Source organism: Aromatoleum petrolei (assembly GCF_017894385.1).
Classification (GTDB): Bacteria; Pseudomonadota; Gammaproteobacteria; order Burkholderiales; family Rhodocyclaceae; genus Aromatoleum; species Aromatoleum petrolei.
This window is the reverse complement of sequence record NZ_CP059560.1, coordinates 751070-766638: the sequence shown is the minus strand read 5'-3', so window position 1 is coordinate 766638 and position 15569 is coordinate 751070. Positions and strand designations below refer to the sequence as shown.

At 63.6% G+C, this 15569-nt stretch carries 16 protein-coding genes; 6 read left to right on the top strand and 10 right to left on the bottom strand.

Translation table 11 applies throughout. The features are described from left to right. Positions 1 to 14: 14 nt before the first annotated feature. From ToN1_RS03505 to ToN1_RS03480, 6 genes are all read left to right on the top strand, one after another. Complete coding sequence (locus ToN1_RS03505) at positions 15 to 1424, top strand: DUF1329 domain-containing protein (protein WP_169204615.1); 1410 nt, start codon at positions 15 to 17, stop codon at positions 1422 to 1424. Positions 1425 to 1610: 186 nt separating this feature from the next. Next, the gene (locus ToN1_RS03500; protein WP_210148007.1) at positions 1611 to 2645 is read left to right on the top strand and encodes a WD40/YVTN/BNR-like repeat-containing protein; all 1035 of its coding nucleotides are present in this window, start codon (positions 1611 to 1613) and stop codon (positions 2643 to 2645) included. Between the two features lie 36 nt (positions 2646 to 2681). After that, the gene (locus ToN1_RS03495) at positions 2682 to 5231 is read left to right on the top strand and encodes an efflux RND transporter permease subunit (protein WP_169204613.1); all 2550 of its coding nucleotides are present in this window, start codon (positions 2682 to 2684) and stop codon (positions 5229 to 5231) included. 8 nt (positions 5232 to 5239) lie between these two features. Beyond that, the gene (locus tag ToN1_RS03490) at positions 5240 to 5473 is read left to right on the top strand and encodes a hypothetical protein (protein ID WP_169204612.1); all 234 of its coding nucleotides are present in this window, start codon (positions 5240 to 5242) and stop codon (positions 5471 to 5473) included. A gap of 201 nt (positions 5474 to 5674) precedes the next feature. After that, complete coding sequence (locus ToN1_RS03485; RefSeq protein ID WP_169204611.1) at positions 5675 to 6754, top strand: 2Fe-2S iron-sulfur cluster-binding protein; 1080 nt, start codon at positions 5675 to 5677, stop codon at positions 6752 to 6754. Positions 6755 to 6784: 30 nt separating this feature from the next. Beyond that, positions 6785 to 7912 carry an NAD(P)-dependent alcohol dehydrogenase gene (locus ToN1_RS03480; RefSeq protein WP_169204610.1) on the top strand — a complete coding sequence of 376 codons (1128 nt, stop codon included), beginning with the start codon at positions 6785 to 6787 and terminating at the stop codon, positions 7910 to 7912. 82 nt (positions 7913 to 7994) lie between these two features. Here ToN1_RS03480 and ToN1_RS03475 read toward each other — a convergent pair whose 3' ends face one another. The 10 genes from ToN1_RS03475 to ToN1_RS03430 all read right to left on the bottom strand — a co-directional run bounded on the left by ToN1_RS03475 (position 7995) and on the right by ToN1_RS03430 (position 15557). Continuing rightward, on the bottom strand, positions 7995 to 8198 hold the full coding sequence (locus ToN1_RS03475) for a cytochrome C oxidase subunit IV family protein (protein WP_244860955.1): 204 nt from the start codon (positions 8196 to 8198) through the stop codon (positions 7995 to 7997). Positions 8199 to 8269: 71 nt separating this feature from the next. Next, positions 8270 to 8893 carry a cytochrome c oxidase subunit 3 gene (locus tag ToN1_RS03470; protein WP_169204608.1) on the bottom strand — a complete coding sequence of 208 codons (624 nt, stop codon included), beginning with the start codon at positions 8891 to 8893 and terminating at the stop codon, positions 8270 to 8272. A gap of 22 nt (positions 8894 to 8915) precedes the next feature. Beyond that, a complete protein-coding gene (locus ToN1_RS03465; RefSeq protein ID WP_169204607.1) occupies positions 8916 to 9683 on the bottom strand; it encodes a hypothetical protein in 768 nt (255 codons plus the stop codon). A 129-nt stretch (positions 9684 to 9812) separates the two neighbouring features. Continuing rightward, positions 9813 to 10322: a MarR family winged helix-turn-helix transcriptional regulator gene (locus ToN1_RS03460; RefSeq protein WP_169204606.1), complete on the bottom strand. Its 510-nt coding sequence runs from the start codon at positions 10320 to 10322 to the stop codon at positions 9813 to 9815. Positions 10323 to 10403: 81 nt separating this feature from the next. Further along, positions 10404 to 10664, bottom strand: coding sequence for a cytochrome C oxidase subunit IV family protein (locus tag ToN1_RS03455; protein ID WP_169204605.1), 261 nt, complete (start codon positions 10662 to 10664; stop codon positions 10404 to 10406). Next, positions 10661 to 11242 carry a cytochrome c oxidase subunit 3 gene (locus tag ToN1_RS03450; protein WP_169204604.1) on the bottom strand — a complete coding sequence of 194 codons (582 nt, stop codon included), beginning with the start codon at positions 11240 to 11242 and terminating at the stop codon, positions 10661 to 10663. Before ToN1_RS03450 ends, ToN1_RS03455 begins: the two co-directional genes overlap by 4 nt. Further along, the gene (locus ToN1_RS03445; RefSeq protein ID WP_169204603.1) at positions 11235 to 12059 is read right to left on the bottom strand and encodes a hypothetical protein; all 825 of its coding nucleotides are present in this window, start codon (positions 12057 to 12059) and stop codon (positions 11235 to 11237) included. Before ToN1_RS03445 ends, ToN1_RS03450 begins: the two co-directional genes overlap by 8 nt. Positions 12060 to 12250: 191 nt before the next feature. Beyond that, positions 12251 to 12934 carry a hypothetical protein gene (locus ToN1_RS03440; RefSeq protein ID WP_169204602.1) on the bottom strand — a complete coding sequence of 228 codons (684 nt, stop codon included), beginning with the start codon at positions 12932 to 12934 and terminating at the stop codon, positions 12251 to 12253. 134 nt (positions 12935 to 13068) lie between these two features. Next, on the bottom strand, positions 13069 to 13596 hold the full coding sequence (locus ToN1_RS03435; RefSeq protein WP_169204601.1) for a MarR family winged helix-turn-helix transcriptional regulator: 528 nt from the start codon (positions 13594 to 13596) through the stop codon (positions 13069 to 13071). A 71-nt stretch (positions 13597 to 13667) separates the two neighbouring features. Further along, complete coding sequence (locus ToN1_RS03430; protein ID WP_169204600.1) at positions 13668 to 15557, bottom strand: putative bifunctional diguanylate cyclase/phosphodiesterase; 1890 nt, start codon at positions 15555 to 15557, stop codon at positions 13668 to 13670. Between the last annotated feature and the right edge of the window lie 12 nt (positions 15558 to 15569).

Below are 15569 nucleotides of genomic sequence, written 5' to 3'. Positions count from 1 at the left end.
TAGGAGGAGACATCATGATCAGGACAAAAGACATCATCCGCACGCTGGTTGTCGGCGGCGCCTGCGTCATTGGCGCATCATCGACGATCGCTGCGGTCACGGCCGATGAAGCAAAGCAACTGGGCTCCACGTTGACGGAATTCGGTGCGGAGAAGGCGGGAAACAAGGACAACTCCATCCCGGCGTACACGGGGGGCCTGGAAAAGGTGCCCGGCTATGATTCCAAGACCATGGCGCAGTACGTGGATCCGTACAAGGACGAAAAGCCACTGTACTCGGTCGATGCGAAGAACATGGCGAAGTACGAAGCCGAGCTGACCGAGGGCGCGAAGGCGCTGATGAAGCAATACCCGAGCTTCCGTATCGACGTGTATCCCAGCCACCGCAGCTTCCGTTATCCGGCGTGGGTGCTGCAGAACACAGTTAAGAACGCGACCACGGCCAAATTGACGGGCGAAGTCGAGGGCGATGCGCTATCCGGTGCAGCCGAAGGCGGTTTGCCGCATGCCGGTATTCCGTTCCCGATACCGAAAACGGGCTACGAGGTGCTGTGGAACCAGACCGCGCGATATGCGGCAGCCGTCAGTCATAACGTCGGCGGGGGCTTCCTGCTCGATAGCGCGGGCAACATGACGACGCTGCCGTCGGCAAGCGAGTATTTCCTTCACCCCTGGTATGACAAGAACGGCAAGCTGCGCAGCCAGACCTTCGACGCCCTGTTCGGCTTCTCGGCCACGCTGACCTCGCCGCCCTCGTCGGCCGGCATCGTGTTCCTGAACTATTACACGCCAAATGCAGCGGACGGGGGGCAGAAAGTGTGGTTCTACACGCCCGGCCAGCGCCGCGTGCGTCTTGCCCCGGAGTTCAGTTACGACGTGCCGATCGCGAGTTATGGTGGCGTGACCGTGTGGGACGACATCTACGGTTATCTCGGGCGCATGGATCGTTTCAACTTCAAGATCGTCGGCAAGAAGGAGATGCTCATTCCCTACAACGCGTTCGGACCGACGAACACGCTCGAGGTGAAGGACATCCTGGGGTCGAAGCACATTAATCCGTCGGCCGTGCGCTGGGAAAAGCACCGCGTGTGGGTTGTGGATGGCCTTCGCAAGGAAGGTGCCCGTCACGCCTACAGCCGGCGCACCTTCTATCTGGACGAGGACTGCTGGTGCATCGTCGCGTCGGAAGCCTACGACAACGGTGGAGCGCTGTGGCGCGTGAGCCACTACTACGGCTTCCCGACCTACGACACGGGCGGCTTCAATACCGAGACGTGGAGCACGAACGACCTCATCAAGGGGAACTACTTCATCCTCAATACGGGCCACAAGGAACCGGGCAACTCGATCCGCAGCTATGACACTGCGGAGGGCCTGCCGGTCAGGTTGACTCCCCAGGCCGTCGCCGCAGGCGGCGTCCGGTAAGAGTGCAGCCCGCGGCCGGCGATCAGCCGGCCGCCTTGGTCTGGGTCCAGCGCACCCGAATTCTGTTCGGAACGCTTCAGGATTGATTCCACCACGATTGAGGACTTCGCCATGGCAGGCAATTCGTCCCTTCCACGCCCGCGTACACTTTTCAGATCGGCGGTTTGCGCCGGAAGTCTTTGTGCCTTGCTGCTTTCATTACCCGCGTTCTCCGCGCCGACCTTCCGCGACCCCCTCGACACGCCCGCCGAGATGCGCACGAACCCGGCAAAGCGCCCGCTGATGGCGGTCGCCGTGGCCGGTGAACGCGTGGTGGCGGTCGGCCCGCGCGGTCTCGTTGTCGTGTCCGACGACCAGGGCAAGACCTGGACGCAGGCGAAAGTGCCCGTCCAGAGCGACCTGCTCTCCGTGCATTTTCCGACTCCAAAGCTGGGGTGGGCCGTCGGCCACGAAGGCGTCGTGCTGCATAGCGCGGATGGCGGAGCAACCTGGATCAAGCAGCTCGATGGGCGCAGCGCGCCGGATACCTTCAAGGCTCATTACGCGAAGATGGCGCCGAACCCGCAAGTGCAAGCGGCCGCGGCGCAGCTCGACCTGAATTACCGCGCCGGTCCGGCGCTACCCTGGCTGGACGTCTGGTTCGAGGACGCGAACATCGGCTATGCGGTTGGCTCCTTCGGCATGCTGATGGCGACGCGTGACGGCGGGAAAACCTGGGAGCCCTGGCTGGAGCGCGTCGACAACGGCGAATACCTGAATCTCAACGCAATCCGTAGCGTCGGCGGCGACCTGTACATCGTCGGCGAGCGTGGGCGGATCTATCGGTTTGACCGGTCGGCGGGGCGTTTCGCAGCGATTGAGACCGGCTATAACGGCAGCTTTTTCGGCATTGCGGGAGAAGGGCGCGCCTTGATCGCCTTCGGCTTGCGCGGGGTCGTCTATGGCAGCGACGACCGCGGGGACACCTGGCGGGCATTGCGCGTGTCGAGCGAACAGACGATCGCCGCCGGCACGGCGGTCAACGGTGCCTTCGTGCTCGGCAATGTCGCGGGGCAACTCCTGCGCGGCGACTGGTCCGCGCAAGCACCGGTCCTCGCAAACCTCGATCAGCCCATGCGAATGACCGGAATGGCGTCCCTCGCCGACGGCAGCCTCGTGTTGACCGGACTGGAAGGGGTTCGTATCAGCGCTGGCAACGGAGCCGCCGCGAGCGGCAAGTGACCGAAGCGCCCTTAGCGCTACCAACAGAGAATTCCCATGTCCATCACTACCGACAAACTGGAAGTCATGCCGGTCATATCCCGGCCCGAGGACTTCGATGCTCGCTCCGGAGGCCTGCTCGAGCGGATCATCTTCAACAACCGGATGATCCTTGTCATCGCCTGCGCGTTGCTCACTGTGCTCTTGGGCCTGCAGGCGTCGAAGCTGGAGATCAATGCCAGCTTCGAGAAGATGATGCCGGTCTCGCATCCCTTCATTCAGAACTACCTTCAGAACACCGCCTCCCTCCGAGGCCTGGGCAATTCCGTCCGCATCGTGGTCGAGAATGCCAACGGCGACATCTACGACGCCGACTACCTCGCGGCGCTGCGCGACATCAACGACCGCGTCTTTCTTGTTCCCGGCGTCGATCGATCGTTCATGAAGTCTTTGTGGATGCCGGTCGTGCGTTGGACGGAGATCACCGCCGAGGGCTACAAGGGCGGGGCGGTGATGCCCGACACTTACGACGGTTCGCCGGCCAGTATCGAGGCGTTGCGCGACAACGTGCGCCGGGCGGGCATCGTCGGCTCGCTGGTCGCGAACGACGAGCGTTCCAGCATGCTGTTCGTGCCCTTGCTCAGCCACGACGCCATGAGCGGCAAGGCGCTCGACTACCGCGCCTTCCGCGATGCGGTCGATTCGATCCGCACCGAATACGCTGCCAAGGGCGTCAACATCTACATCATCGGCTTCGCCCAACTGGTCGGAGATCTGATCCACGGCCTGATCGAAGTCTTCACCTACTTCCTCTATGCCGCCGTGATCTGCACGGGCCTGATCCTGGCCTATACCCGCTGTCTGCGCAGCACCGCCCTCGTCGTCACCTGCTCGCTGGTGGCGGTCGCCTGGCAGCTCGGCCTGATGCGGCTTTTCGGCCTCGTGCTCGACCCGTATTCGGTGCTCGTGCCCTTCCTGATCTTCGCGATCGGCGTCTCGCACGGTGCGCAGAAGATGAACGGGATCACGCAGGACATCGGTCGGGGCACGCATCGCTACGTCGCCGCCCGCTACACCTTCCGCCGGCTCTTCCTGGCCGGGCTTACGGCGCTGCTCGCCGATGCCGTGGGCTTCGGCGTACTGTCCGTCATCGACATCCCTGTCATTCGCGACCTGGCCGTTGCCGCGAGCACGGGCGTCGCGGTGCTGATCTTCACCAACCTGATCCTGCTTCCCGTGCTGCTTTCGTACACCGGCGTCAGCCTCGCAGCGGCTGCGCGTTCCCTGCGCGAGGACGAGGAGGACCACCCTCTGGCACGCTGGCTGGCGCGTTTCACGAAGCGGCCGTGGGCGCTCGCCGTGATCGTATTTTCCGTTGTTGCGACCGTCGCGGCACTCGTGGTGGCGCAGGATCTGAAGATCGGAGACCTCGATCCCGGTGCGCCGGAGCTGCGGCCCGACTCCACCTACAACCGCGATAACGCCTTCATCACGGCGCACTACCAGCTCTCCAGTGACCAGTTCGCGGTCGTCGTCACGACGCCCGAGCAGGGACTGGTGACTTACGAAACGCTGCTGGAAATGGACCGCCTCGAGGAAATCCTGCGCGATCTGCCTGGCGTGCAGACGACCGTGTCGGCGGCGAGCCTCGCGCGGAACTACACCGCCGCTGGCTTCGAGGGATCGCCGAAGTGGATCACGCTGAACCGCGACAGCTACGTCGTGGCCGACGCGCTCAACTATGTTTATGACGGCAATCCGGAGATGTTCAACGATAGCCGGTCAGTTGCACCGATTATCGCCTTTCTCGCTGACCATAAGGCGGAGACGCTGGATCGAGTCGTCAAGACGGTCGAAGCCTTCGCGGCCGAGCACAACACGAATGAACGGAAGTTCCTGTTGGCTGCAGGGAACTCGGGCATCGAAGCGGCGACGAACATCGTCGTCAGCGATGCCAACCGGAAGATGTTGTTCTACGTCTATGCGGCGGTGATTGCACTGTGTTTCATCACCTTCCGCAGCTGGCGCGCAGTGGTCGTTGCCGTAGTCCCCCTGGTTGTCACCTCGCTGCTGTGCGAGGCGCTGATGGTGACGTTGGGAATAGGCGTCAAGGTCGCGACCCTCCCGGTCACGGCGCTGGGGGTTGGCATCGGCGTGGATTATTCCCTGTACCTGCTGGCGGTGCAGCTGGCCGCGCAGCGCGAGGGTTTGTCGCTCACCGAAGCCTATTGCAAGGCACTGGTCTTCACAGGCAAGGTCGTCGCGCTTATCGGTATCACGCTGGCGGCGGCGGTCGTGCCGTGGGCGTGGTCTCCAATCAAGTTCCAGGCCGATATGGGACTGCTGCTGGCCTTCATGTTCGTATGGAACATGCTCGGCGCCCTGATCGTCATTCCCTGCTTGGCTGCTTTCCTCTTGAAGGACGAAACTGTGCGCCGCAAGGGCTCCCAAAGTGCGCAGTTATCACGCGAAGCCTCATCGACAAATTCGGTTGTCCCCGCCCCGAGCGAAAACGTGCTGAAGGCGGCAGGTTCCGCCAGTCGGCCGCCAGTCGAATTCGTTCGCCCCACGTCCGTCGCAGCCGCTGCAGGCGGCGCGAAGGAGTGATCGGAGCGGTGGGACGCGAGCCGGCGATGGACTCGCGAGAGTTCATCGCCTTCGTCGCCGCGTGCCTCGTCGTCGGCGCTACGGCGACGGACATGATGCTCCCGGCTTTGGGCGCGGTGGGCGCAGAGCTGTCGCACGGGGATTTCACGGCGGGCCAGTCGGCAATCGTTGCGTTCCTCCTGGGCATGGGGCTGCCGCAGCTGCTCTTCGGCTCGCTCACCGTGCCTCCGGTTCAGCGCTGAACCCAACTTTCGGCAGGTGGATTGGAGAACGCGGGTGACGACAATCTAAGCGTCGGTGCAGCGTCAAGTGGGCTCGACGCGTGTATTTCAACAACGAAAGCGTGGGTGCGGCCGCAAGACATAGAACGCGCCGGAGCAACCGCGAATAAAAGGGTTCCCCCGGCCCGCCGGCCGGCTTCCCTACCCAAAGAGAGGCAGGCGATGGTGAGTTTTCTGAAAAAACTGTTCAAAGCGAAATCGGTTCCGACCGTCGAGGTGCAACCCTTCGGCGCGAGTTTCGAAGTGCCGGCCGGCCAGACCGTGCTCGAAAGCGCGCTCGAACATTCCGTTCCCTTCCCCCACAACTGCACGGTAGGCACCTGCGGCGCGTGCAAGTGCCGGCTCGTGGAGGGGAAGGTCAAGGCGATCACCGATTTCGGCTACGTCCTATCGCAGCAGGAGCTCGATGCCGGCTACATCCTCGCCTGCCAGGCCGTGCCACAGGACGAACGCATCGTCGTGCAGGTGCAGGCGGGTATCGAGGACGCGCCGCCTTCAGAACGCTATCTGGGGACGATCATCGCCACCGAAAGCCTCACCCACGACATCCTGAGGGTGACGGTCGAAGTCGATCGGCCGCTGCGTTTCGTCGCCGGCCAGTATGCGAACCTGAAGACCGCCGCGCTGACGCTGCCGCGTTGCTACTCGTTCGCGGACGCCCCGGAGCGCGAGGGCAACCGCAGGCCGTCCTTCATGATCCGCAAGGTGCCCGGTGGTGCGTTCACGGAAGCCCTGTTCGCGGGCTCCTTGAACGGCGCTGCGGTTTCAGTGGAGGGGCCGCTTGGCGATTTCCATCTGCGCACCGGCAGCGGACCGATGATCTGCATCGCCGGCGGCAGCGGGCTTGCACCGTTGCTCAGCATTCTCGAGGACGCACGCAAGAAGCGCGTCACCCGTCGCTGCGTGCTGCTCTTCGGCGCGCGCACCCAGGCCGATCTCTACGCCCTCGACCAGATTCGCGCCATCGCTGGCGGTTGGCGCGGCGGCTTCGAGTTCGTGCCGGTGCTCTCCAACGAGCCCGCCGGCAGCGACTGGGAAGGTCGGCGCGGCATGGTCACCGAATACATCGACGCCGCGCTCGCGGGCGAGGCCGACCGCGGCGCCGAGCTCTACATGTGCGGCCCGCCCGTGATGATCGACCGCGCGATCGAGGTCGCCTGCAATCTCGGCGTCGACCTCGAGGCGATTCACTACGACAAGTTCACCGATATGAGCACCACCGCCCGCGCTGTGGCGGCTTGAATATCCAAACCAGACAGGAGACGAAACACCATGGGAAGCATCCAGGATTCGCTGTTCATTACCGCACGGGCGGCCGTGCTGCGCACGGTCGGAGGGCCGCTCCAGATCGAGGACGTCCGCATCAGCCCGCCGAAAGGCGATGAAGTGCTGGTGCGCATGGTCGGCGTCGGCGTGTGCCACACCGACGTCGTCTGCCGCGACGGCTTCCCGGTGCCGCTGCCGATCGTGCTCGGTCATGAAGGCTCCGGCATCGTCGAAGCGGTCGGCGAGCTGGTCACCAAGGTCAAGCCGGGCCAGCGCGTGGTGCTGTCCTTCAATTCCTGCGGCCACTGCTCCAGCTGCGGCGAGGATCACCCCGCGACCTGCCACCAGATGCTGCCGCTCAACTTCGGCGCCGCGCAGCGCGTGGACGGCGGCTGCGTCACCGATGCCACGGGCGAAGCGGTGCATAGCCTGTTCTTCGGCCAATCCTCATTCGGCACCTTCGCACTGGCGCGGGAAGTGAATACCGTGCCGGTGGGCGACGGCGTGCCGCTCGAAATCCTCGGCCCGCTCGGCTGCGGCATCCAGACCGGCGCGGGTGCGGCGATCAATTCGCTGGCGCTCAAGCCCGGCCAGTCGCTCGCGATCTTCGGCGGCGGCAGTGTCGGCCTCAGCGCACTGCTCGGGGCGCTTGCCGTCGGCGCCGGCCCGGTGGTCGTGATCGAACCCAACGTGCGGCGCCGTGCGCTGGCGCTGGACCTCGGCGCGAGCCACGTGTTCGACCCCTTCAACACCGAAGACCTCGTCGCGAGCATCAAGGCCGCGACCGGCGGTGGCGTGACCCACTCGCTCGATTCGACCGGTCTCCCGCCGGTTATCGCGAAGGCCATCGACTGCACTTTGCCGGGTGGAACGGTGGGCCTGCTCGGTGTGCCTGCGCCCGACGCGGCGGTGCCGGTGACGCTGCTCGACCTGCTCGTGAAGAGCGTCACGCTGCGCCCGATCACCGAGGGCGACGCCAACCCGCAGGAGTTCATCCCGCGCATGGTACAGCTCTACCGCGACGGCAAGTTTCCGTTCGATAAGCTGATCACGACCTACCGCTTCGAGAACATCAACGACGCGTTCAAGGCCACCGAGACGGGCGAGGCGATCAAGCCGGTATTGGTGTTCTGATGCACGAAGACCATGCGTGATAGAGGGCGGGCATCTGTCAGGATGCCCGCCCTCATATTCTGCGATCGACAGTCTGGCGATTTCAGGCGCTGGTGCCGCCCACGGCCCATAAAGCGACGACCACCGCGGCACAAAGCCAGATCCACACTTCAAAGGCGACACGCCACCCTCGGGGCGCGCCTTTCAGTTCCATGAAGTAGAGCAGCACCGCGCGGCCTTTCAGGGCAGCGACGAGCATCACGGCCACCGCGGTCCAGCGACCGGCGACGCTGTGGTGTTCGATCAACCAGCCACTCGTAACCGTCGCTACCACGAGAAACATCCAGACGCGGACTGCCGTCGCGGGAGTTACGTGAGTCATTGCGCCCCCAGCAGGTAGAGCATCGGAAAGATGACGATCCATAGCAGGTCGACCATATGCCAGTACAGGGCACCCGATTCGATCCAGCCGAAGAACGGCCCGTTGACGGACTCGCGGGACGCCTTGAACCACAGGACGGCCAGCACGACCATGCCCCCGATGAAGTGCAGGAAATGCACGCCGGTGAGCACGTAATAGAACATGAAGAAGTCGTTCGTGAGCATGCTGAGGCCGTGCGCCAGCTTGTCGCTGTACTCGATCAGCTTGTTGACGCCGAAGCCTGCGCCGACGACGAAGGACGTCAGCAGCCAGTTCCGCGTCGCCTTGGTGCGTCCCTCACGGGCGGCATGGACGGCGAGGACGACGAACAGGCCGCTGGTGACGAGGATGAGCGTGTTGAGCAGCCCCAAATGAACGTCGAGCGCTGCGGCGGAACGATTGAAGAGTTCAAATTGCCCCAGCCGCTCGACCATGAAGCCGACGAACAGCATGCCGAAGACCATGACGTCGGCGAAGATGAAGGTCAGGATGCTGGGGACTTGTGCGCAGGAACTACCCGGGAGGTCCGCGGACTCCCGGGTTTCCCGTGCAGCCGTCGCTACGGAAGCGAGATCATTCATGGCGGTCGCGTCGATCTGCGAATCAGGCCGCAGCCAATTTTGTCACGCGGCCGTGGTCGAGCTCGGCCGCGCGCTCCTGCTCCAGTCGCGGGATGGCCTTGAAGACGTAGTACGTGGTGATGACGATGTAGGCGAACCATACGATGAACTCGACCCAGAAGTTCAGCCAGCCCTGGCGCGCGAACAGTCCGCTCTTGAAGAACGGCATCAGCAATTCGAACAGGAAGCTCAGGCCGGCCCAGATCGAATACCAGCACGCCCAGCGCGGCAGGAGGGGCTGGTTGCGCTTGTCCGTCAGGCCGCCGACGCCCAGCGCAACCATCGGAATTGTCGTGATCGCGTAGAACATGTCGATCAGCAACCAGCCCTGGTCGTACAGCATTTGTAGCGTCACGGGCTCAAGCACGTCAGGCCGGTATGCGGCGGTCAGCCAGAAGACGGAGGAGGTCACGAGCGGCACGACGGTAAGGCCGCCGCCCCACATCTGCAGCGTCGACATCATGTTGTTCTCGTTCCGGTTCATCCACTCCATCACCCTGGTGATGGACAGGGTCCAGGGGAGGTAGAGGACGCCAAAGAGCATGGCGCCTGCCATGCCGGCGCGCACTTCGTTGTAGTTGGTGCGGAAATGGTGCGCCAGTTGGTCGGCGGTGTAATCGGCCGGGATCGGCGGAATGTTGTAGCCGAGTACCCCCCAGCAGACGATGAAGGCGGCGAGAAACACCGGCCCGGTGGCGGCGCATAGGCGCCAGTATTTGAAGTAGGCGGCGTTGCTCAGCGTCGGACTCATGAACTGTCTCCTTGTAGGTCCCGGCTAGTTAGTTGATACACCGTATGAAAGCATATCAAATGCACTAGGATTGTGAAAATTTTGAACGGATTTGTCAACGGGATCTAGCACGCGATGCGCAGGAAAGAGTCAGTAGCGGCGGCCCAACAGGGACGGCGGGCCGAACGCCCGGCCGAGAAACCTGATGCCCGCGCGCAGTTCGTCGTCGGAGAGATGAGGGAGGAGCACGGCGAAGTACGCGAGTCCCGCGTCGATCATCGTGTTGAAGTAGGTGCGGCCTTCGTCGGTCAGCGCGACCACCTTTTCCCGGCCGGACTCGGGATTCGTCTTCTGCTCGATCAGCGACAGGGGAGGGCTGGACAACTCGTACAGGAGTTGCGAGACATGCGAATTGCGGGTTTCGAACCAGTCGCTCAGCGTCTGTTCGATCAGCTTGCGACGGATCCAGCCATGCGGGCCGACCTCGGATTCGATCAACCAGATGATGGCCGCCTGCTGTCGCGACAGCCGCCCTTGGCACATCCGGCGTTCAAGTTCCATCCCGATCCGGTAGTGGATCGGATAGAAAAAGCCGAGCAGATCGGTCAGCGTCTCCCGGCTCGCGGCGGTGTCGCGTGCGTTGGTCGGGGTTGTAGACATGGGGACTGGAATCTCGGGTCTCGGGGAAGACTGTCGATTATGCCTTGCCGGACGGATAGGGGCAGGTGGGATCTCGCTCATTCAGGCCAGCCAATAGAATCCCGCGATCATTCCGACGCAGCCGACGATCCATCCCTCGTAGAGGCGGCGCAGATAGCGCGGCGCGGTCTTGAGCTCCATGAAGTGCAGGAACACCAGCCGCCCCTTGACGAGGGCGATCAGCATCACGCACAGGACGGTCCATTGGCCCAGGCCGCGATGCTCTGCGAGCCACCAGCTTAGGGCTGTGACTAGCAACAGCGAAAGCCAGACCCAAGTGACGGTGTGTGCCTGCGTCTTCATGCCGATGCCCCTAGCAGCAGATAGAGCAGTGGGAAGAGAACGAGCCAGAGGAGATCGACCATGTGCCAGTAGAGGCCGCCCGATTCGACGGTGCCCAGGAAGTGGTCGTCCAGCTCCCTGTTTGCCGCGCTGACCCACAGCCACAGCAGGACCCCAACCCCGACGAGGAAGTGGAGGAAGTGGATGCCGGTGAGAGCGTAGTAAAACATGAAGAAGTCGTTCGTCAGCAGCGTGATGCCGTGCGAGATTTTCTGGTGGTACTCGACCACCTTGGTGACCGCGAAGCCGCTGCCGACGATCAGCGCGAGGAGCAGGCGTCGGCGCAGCAGGGTGCGGTCGCCCGCCCGCGCCGCCGACAGCGCGAGCGCGACGAGCCAGCCGCTGGTGATGAGGATGAGGGTGTTGAGCAGGCCGAGGCCGGCGTCGAGCTTCACCGCGCTCTCGTTGAAGAGCGCAACCTGCTTGCCGCGTTCGTGCATGAAGACCGCAAAGAACAGGGTGAAGGTCAGGATGTCGGCGGTGACGAAGGTCCAGATCGCCGGCGCCTGCGCTTCACCCCGCTCGGCGTAGTCAGGCATGGGAGAGGAGTCCCGTCCGGCCCTGAGCGGCTTCAAGCGGCGGGATGCCGGCTCTGGCTTCCGTCTCCAATCGCGTCACCGCCTTGAAGAGGTACCCGGTGACGAAGATCATGTAGAAGAAGTAGATCGAGTACTCGATCCAGAAGTTGACGAGGCCGTTTCGCGCGAAGACCCCTTCCTTGAAGAAGGGCATCAGGTCTTCCCCGATGAACATGAAGCCGCCCCAGATGGAGTACCAGCACAGCCATTTCGGGACCAGCGGCTTCATGCGTTTGTCGCCGAGGAAGATGACGCCCATCGCGATCATCTGCATCGTCGTGACCGAGTAGCAGACGCTGATCGTCAGCCAGCTCATGTCGTACATCAGCTGGACGATGCTCGGGTCGATCGTGTCGGCGCGGTAGCTGCCGGCCAGGATGAAGACGCAGCACATCAGGACCGGGATGACCGTCAGGCCGGCGCCCCAGAGCTGGAGCGTGGACAGGATCTTGTTGTTGCCCTCGAAGGTCTCCATGACCTTCGTGATGCCCAGCCCCCAGATCATGTAGGTCGGCGCAAAGGTCATCGCGCCGACCATGCCGAGCCGCATCTGGGCGGCATTGGCCTGGAAATGGGCTGCCATTTCCTGCGCGGTCATCATGGCCGGCAGCGGCGGCACGCAATAGCCGAGCAGGCCCCAGAAGCCGAAATAGGCGAGCAGGAAGATCGGGCCGCAGGCGAGACAGAAGCGCCAGTACTTGAAGGAATCGTTTGCTGCGATCGCCGCTTGGGCCGATGCGGCCGCGCGGGCGGCAACGCGTGAATCCGGGCTGTTCATGGGGGAGTCTCCTGGTCGTTATGGTGGCTTCCCTGCATCCTGTGGCAGGGGCTGCGACGCGACGGGACACCGAAAACCTCGCGGCCCGCTGCCGGACCCATGTCACAACGTCGGTTAGATTGCTACAGTATCGTATGTAACAATACGTGTAAAGCACGTCGCACGCGCCCGCCTTGCTTGCCGGCTCGCGCTCAGGTTCGTGCGAGATAGCCGGTGGCATTCGACGGCACCGGAACCGTCATGCGCCGGCGGACATCCTTGATCATGTACACCGAAATCACGCCGCACCACACCACCCAGGCCGCCCACGGAACGTAAAAACTCAGCATCCCGTCCCAGGCGAACGGCCCGCTCTTCAGATACTCGGTGAGGCTCGCCGGAGCGAAGCTCAGGCCGCACCAGATGGTGAGAAAGCAGGCCCAGCGCGGGAACAGCGGGGCCTCCCGTTTGTCGGCCAGCCCGACGATGGCCATCGCGAGCATCTGCATGGTGGTCAGCACCCATTGCAATTCGAAGCTGAGCCAGCCGAAATCGGTCAGCATCTGCATGAGCTCGGGGTTCCGTTCCAGCCGGAACGTGGCGATCGCGAAGCACAGGATACCGAAGCTCACGACGAAGACCGTGAGCGCACCGCCGATCAGCTGCAGGTAGGTCATCGTGCGGGAGTGATGCTCGAGGCGGCTCATCTGCGTGCTGATCTGCGCGCTCCACGGCAGGTAGAGGCCCATGACGACGAGGCTCACGACCCAGCCGAGACGCATGTCGCCGAGGTTGTCCGTGATCCGCGTGGCGATTCCCGCCGCATCCAGCGCGGGTGAGGGCGGGGTGGGCAGGATGTGGCCGAAGATGCCGAAGAACACGACCAGGCCCAGCACAAACGCTGGCCCGCACCACGCGCTGAGCAACTCGAGCTGAGCAACTCGAGCTGAGCAACTCGAGCTGAAGGCTCGTCTTCTCGTCCATTGCTGTTGTCTCCAGGGGTATGTCGATCGCGTCGACGGTTGATTGTTCAGGCGACCGCGCGGATCTCGCCGGCGTCCTTGTCCAGCGAAACGATGAGCTTGCGCAGCAGCTTGCCGAGCAGCGCGAACTCTTCGGCGGTGAGGTCGGAGAAGGCGCGGTCGATCGGGCCGGCGATGCGCGGCACCGTGTCGCGAACCTTCTCGCGCCCCTCGGCGGTGATGGTGATGACATGGCGGCGGGCATCGCGTGGCGCCACCGTTCGCGCCACCCAGCCGTCCTCCTCGAGCTCTTCGAGAATGCGCGTCATGTTTCCGCGGCTTGTGCCAACCATGTCGCTCAGCTCGCTCGGTGACGCAGATCCCGTCTGGCTCGCGACGAGGAGACAGAGGACGTGGAAGGAATGCTCGGAAAGATCCAGCGCGCGAAAGACCGGCTCGAAGAAATCGCTCAGTCCCGAGCCGCTGATCCGCAGAAGCCGCACCATCACCGTGCCGTCCATCGGCATGCCCGGCAGTGCGGCGGCCATCCGGGGGGTGCTGGAGGCGACCTTCGAGAGTCGTTGTTGTCCGTTCATGATTTTTTAGTAGTTTAGCGATGAACGGTATATAAGCCGATCGTATGCATTAATCCAAGAGCAAGAAGGACTCAGTGCAAGCTGGACTCGTAATGGACCTGCCAGTTCCTGAACTGCTCGGCGGGCATCGGCCGGGCCATGTAGAAGCCTTGGGCCGTATCGCAGCCGAGTGCGACCAGATGATTCCAGGCCGATTCGGTTTCGACGCCTTCGGCGACGACTTCGAGATCCAGCCGGTGGCCCAGTTCAATGGTCGACTGGACGATGGCGGCGGAGATCGCGCTGTCGGGCATAGCCATCACGAAGGACTGGTCGATCTTGATCGCATCCACGGGCAGCTTGTGGAGGTAGCTGAGGCTCGAATAGCCGATGCCGAAGTCGTCGATGAAGAGTTCGACGCCCAGCGCCTTGATGCGCCGGATGGCGTCGAGTGCGCCGACGGGGTCTTCCATCAGCGCGCTCTCGGTGAGTTCGAACTGGATCCAGTCGGGCCGGGTGCCCCAGGTCGAGAACAGGTTCTTGAGCTTGTCGATCAAGGCCGGATCGCGCAGATCGCGGGCCGATAGGTTGACCGAGAGCGGTTGGTCGATGCCCATGTCGTGCCAGGCATAGATCTGCTGGAAGGCCGCTTCGAGAACGTGGTAGGTCAGCGGCGTGATTAGGCCCGAGGTTTCGGCGATCTTGACGAATTCCTCGGCGGGAATCATGCCGTGCGCGGGATGTTGCCAGCGGACGAGGCCTTCGGCGCCGCGGATGCGCCGGGTCGCGAGATCGATCTTGGGCTGGCAATAGAGCATCAGGGCCTTCTGTTCGATGGCGCGGCGCAGATCGATCATCAGGGCGAGGCGGTTCGTGCGCTGTTGTTCGAGCTCGGGCGTGAATACCGCTGAATCGCTCCCGCGGCGTTTCGCCTCGAACATCGCCATGCGCGCGCGGCGGATCAGCGAGTCGGGGTCGGTGCCGTGTCCTGGGAAGGCGGCGATGCCCGCGCACAGGCCGACGCTGATGCTCAGTCCGCCGACTTCGACCGGGCTGCTGAACGCCCGGATGAGGTCTTGTGCCGTGCGCATCGCCTGGGAAACGTCCATGTCGGGATAGAGCAATGCGAACTCGGCGTCGCCGACGCAGGCCACGAACCGGTCTTCGCGCTGGTGATCTTCCAGCTGACGGGCGAAGGAGCAGGTCAGCAGGTCCGCCTGCTGGTAACCGAGCGTGTCGCTGATCTCGTGGAAATGCATCGCGCTCAAGAGCAGGACGGCCAGAGGGCGATGCTTCTGCCTACCATCCACGATCGCGGATTGAAGCCGGGAGCGGAACATCGTCCGGTTCGGAAGCCCCGTGAGTGAATCGTAAAGGGCCATCCGCGCGATGCGCTCTTCGGCCTCATGGCGTTTGATGCGGCTGCGGAGGTTGGCGATGCCGTAGGCGAGATCGTCGGCCAGTTCGCCGAGCAGCCTGACTTCGGCTTCATCGAAGGCGTCGGGGGACGAATCGGCGATGAGCAGCGCGCCCACGACTTCGCCGTCGATGGGCAGCGGGAAGGCCGACAGCGAGCTGTAGTCGAGTCGAATCGCGACCTCACGCCACGGGGCATGACCGGGATCGGTGAGCAGGCTGCGTCCGATGCAGGGCTCTCCGCTGCGGACGGCGATCGCCGGTGCGTGCTGTCCGAGCTCCACATCGGCCCAGGTGAGCTGGAGATGGTCGAAGAAATCCCTCTCCTCCGGTATGTCGCGCTGGATGGCGTAGGCCATGATCGGAAGGGATTTCTGCTCGTCGTGCTGCGCGTACGCCACGTAGGCGAGGCGGTAGCCGCCTTCATTGACGATGACCCGGCACATCCCAAGGAGAAGGTCCTGCTCCTGCGACGCGCGCAGCAAGGTGCGGTTCCCGGCGCTCAGGGTCTTGAGCGCCTGGTTCACGCGCGACAATTCGCTTTCGGTGCCGCCGCCCGGATCCATGTTCCTCTACCG

What these genes read in the sequence shown, in the direction of transcription:
- ToN1_RS03505 (WP_169204615.1), top strand. Translation starts at nt 15, where the DNA reads ATGATCAGGACAAAAGACATCATCCGCACGCTGGTTGTCGGCGGCGCC.
- ToN1_RS03495 (WP_169204613.1), top strand. Translation starts at nt 2,682, where the DNA reads ATGTCCATCACTACCGACAAACTGGAAGTCATGCCGGTCATATCCCGG.
- ToN1_RS03485 (WP_169204611.1), top strand. Translation starts at nt 5,675, where the DNA reads ATGGTGAGTTTTCTGAAAAAACTGTTCAAAGCGAAATCGGTTCCGACC.
- ToN1_RS03480 (WP_169204610.1), top strand. Translation starts at nt 6,785, where the DNA reads ATGGGAAGCATCCAGGATTCGCTGTTCATTACCGCACGGGCGGCCGTG.
- ToN1_RS03470 (WP_169204608.1), bottom strand. Translation starts at nt 8,893, where the DNA reads ATGAATGATCTCGCTTCCGTAGCGACGGCTGCACGGGAAACCCGGGAG.
- ToN1_RS03465 (WP_169204607.1), bottom strand. Translation starts at nt 9,683, where the DNA reads ATGAGTCCGACGCTGAGCAACGCCGCCTACTTCAAATACTGGCGCCTA.
- ToN1_RS03460 (WP_169204606.1), bottom strand. Translation starts at nt 10,322, where the DNA reads ATGTCTACAACCCCGACCAACGCACGCGACACCGCCGCGAGCCGGGAG.
- ToN1_RS03455 (WP_169204605.1), bottom strand. Translation starts at nt 10,664, where the DNA reads ATGAAGACGCAGGCACACACCGTCACTTGGGTCTGGCTTTCGCTGTTG.
- ToN1_RS03450 (WP_169204604.1), bottom strand. Translation starts at nt 11,242, where the DNA reads ATGCCTGACTACGCCGAGCGGGGTGAAGCGCAGGCGCCGGCGATCTGG.
- ToN1_RS03445 (WP_169204603.1), bottom strand. Translation starts at nt 12,059, where the DNA reads ATGAACAGCCCGGATTCACGCGTTGCCGCCCGCGCGGCCGCATCGGCC.
- ToN1_RS03435 (WP_169204601.1), bottom strand. Translation starts at nt 13,596, where the DNA reads ATGAACGGACAACAACGACTCTCGAAGGTCGCCTCCAGCACCCCCCGG.
- ToN1_RS03430 (WP_169204600.1), bottom strand. Translation starts at nt 15,557, where the DNA reads ATGGATCCGGGCGGCGGCACCGAAAGCGAATTGTCGCGCGTGAACCAG.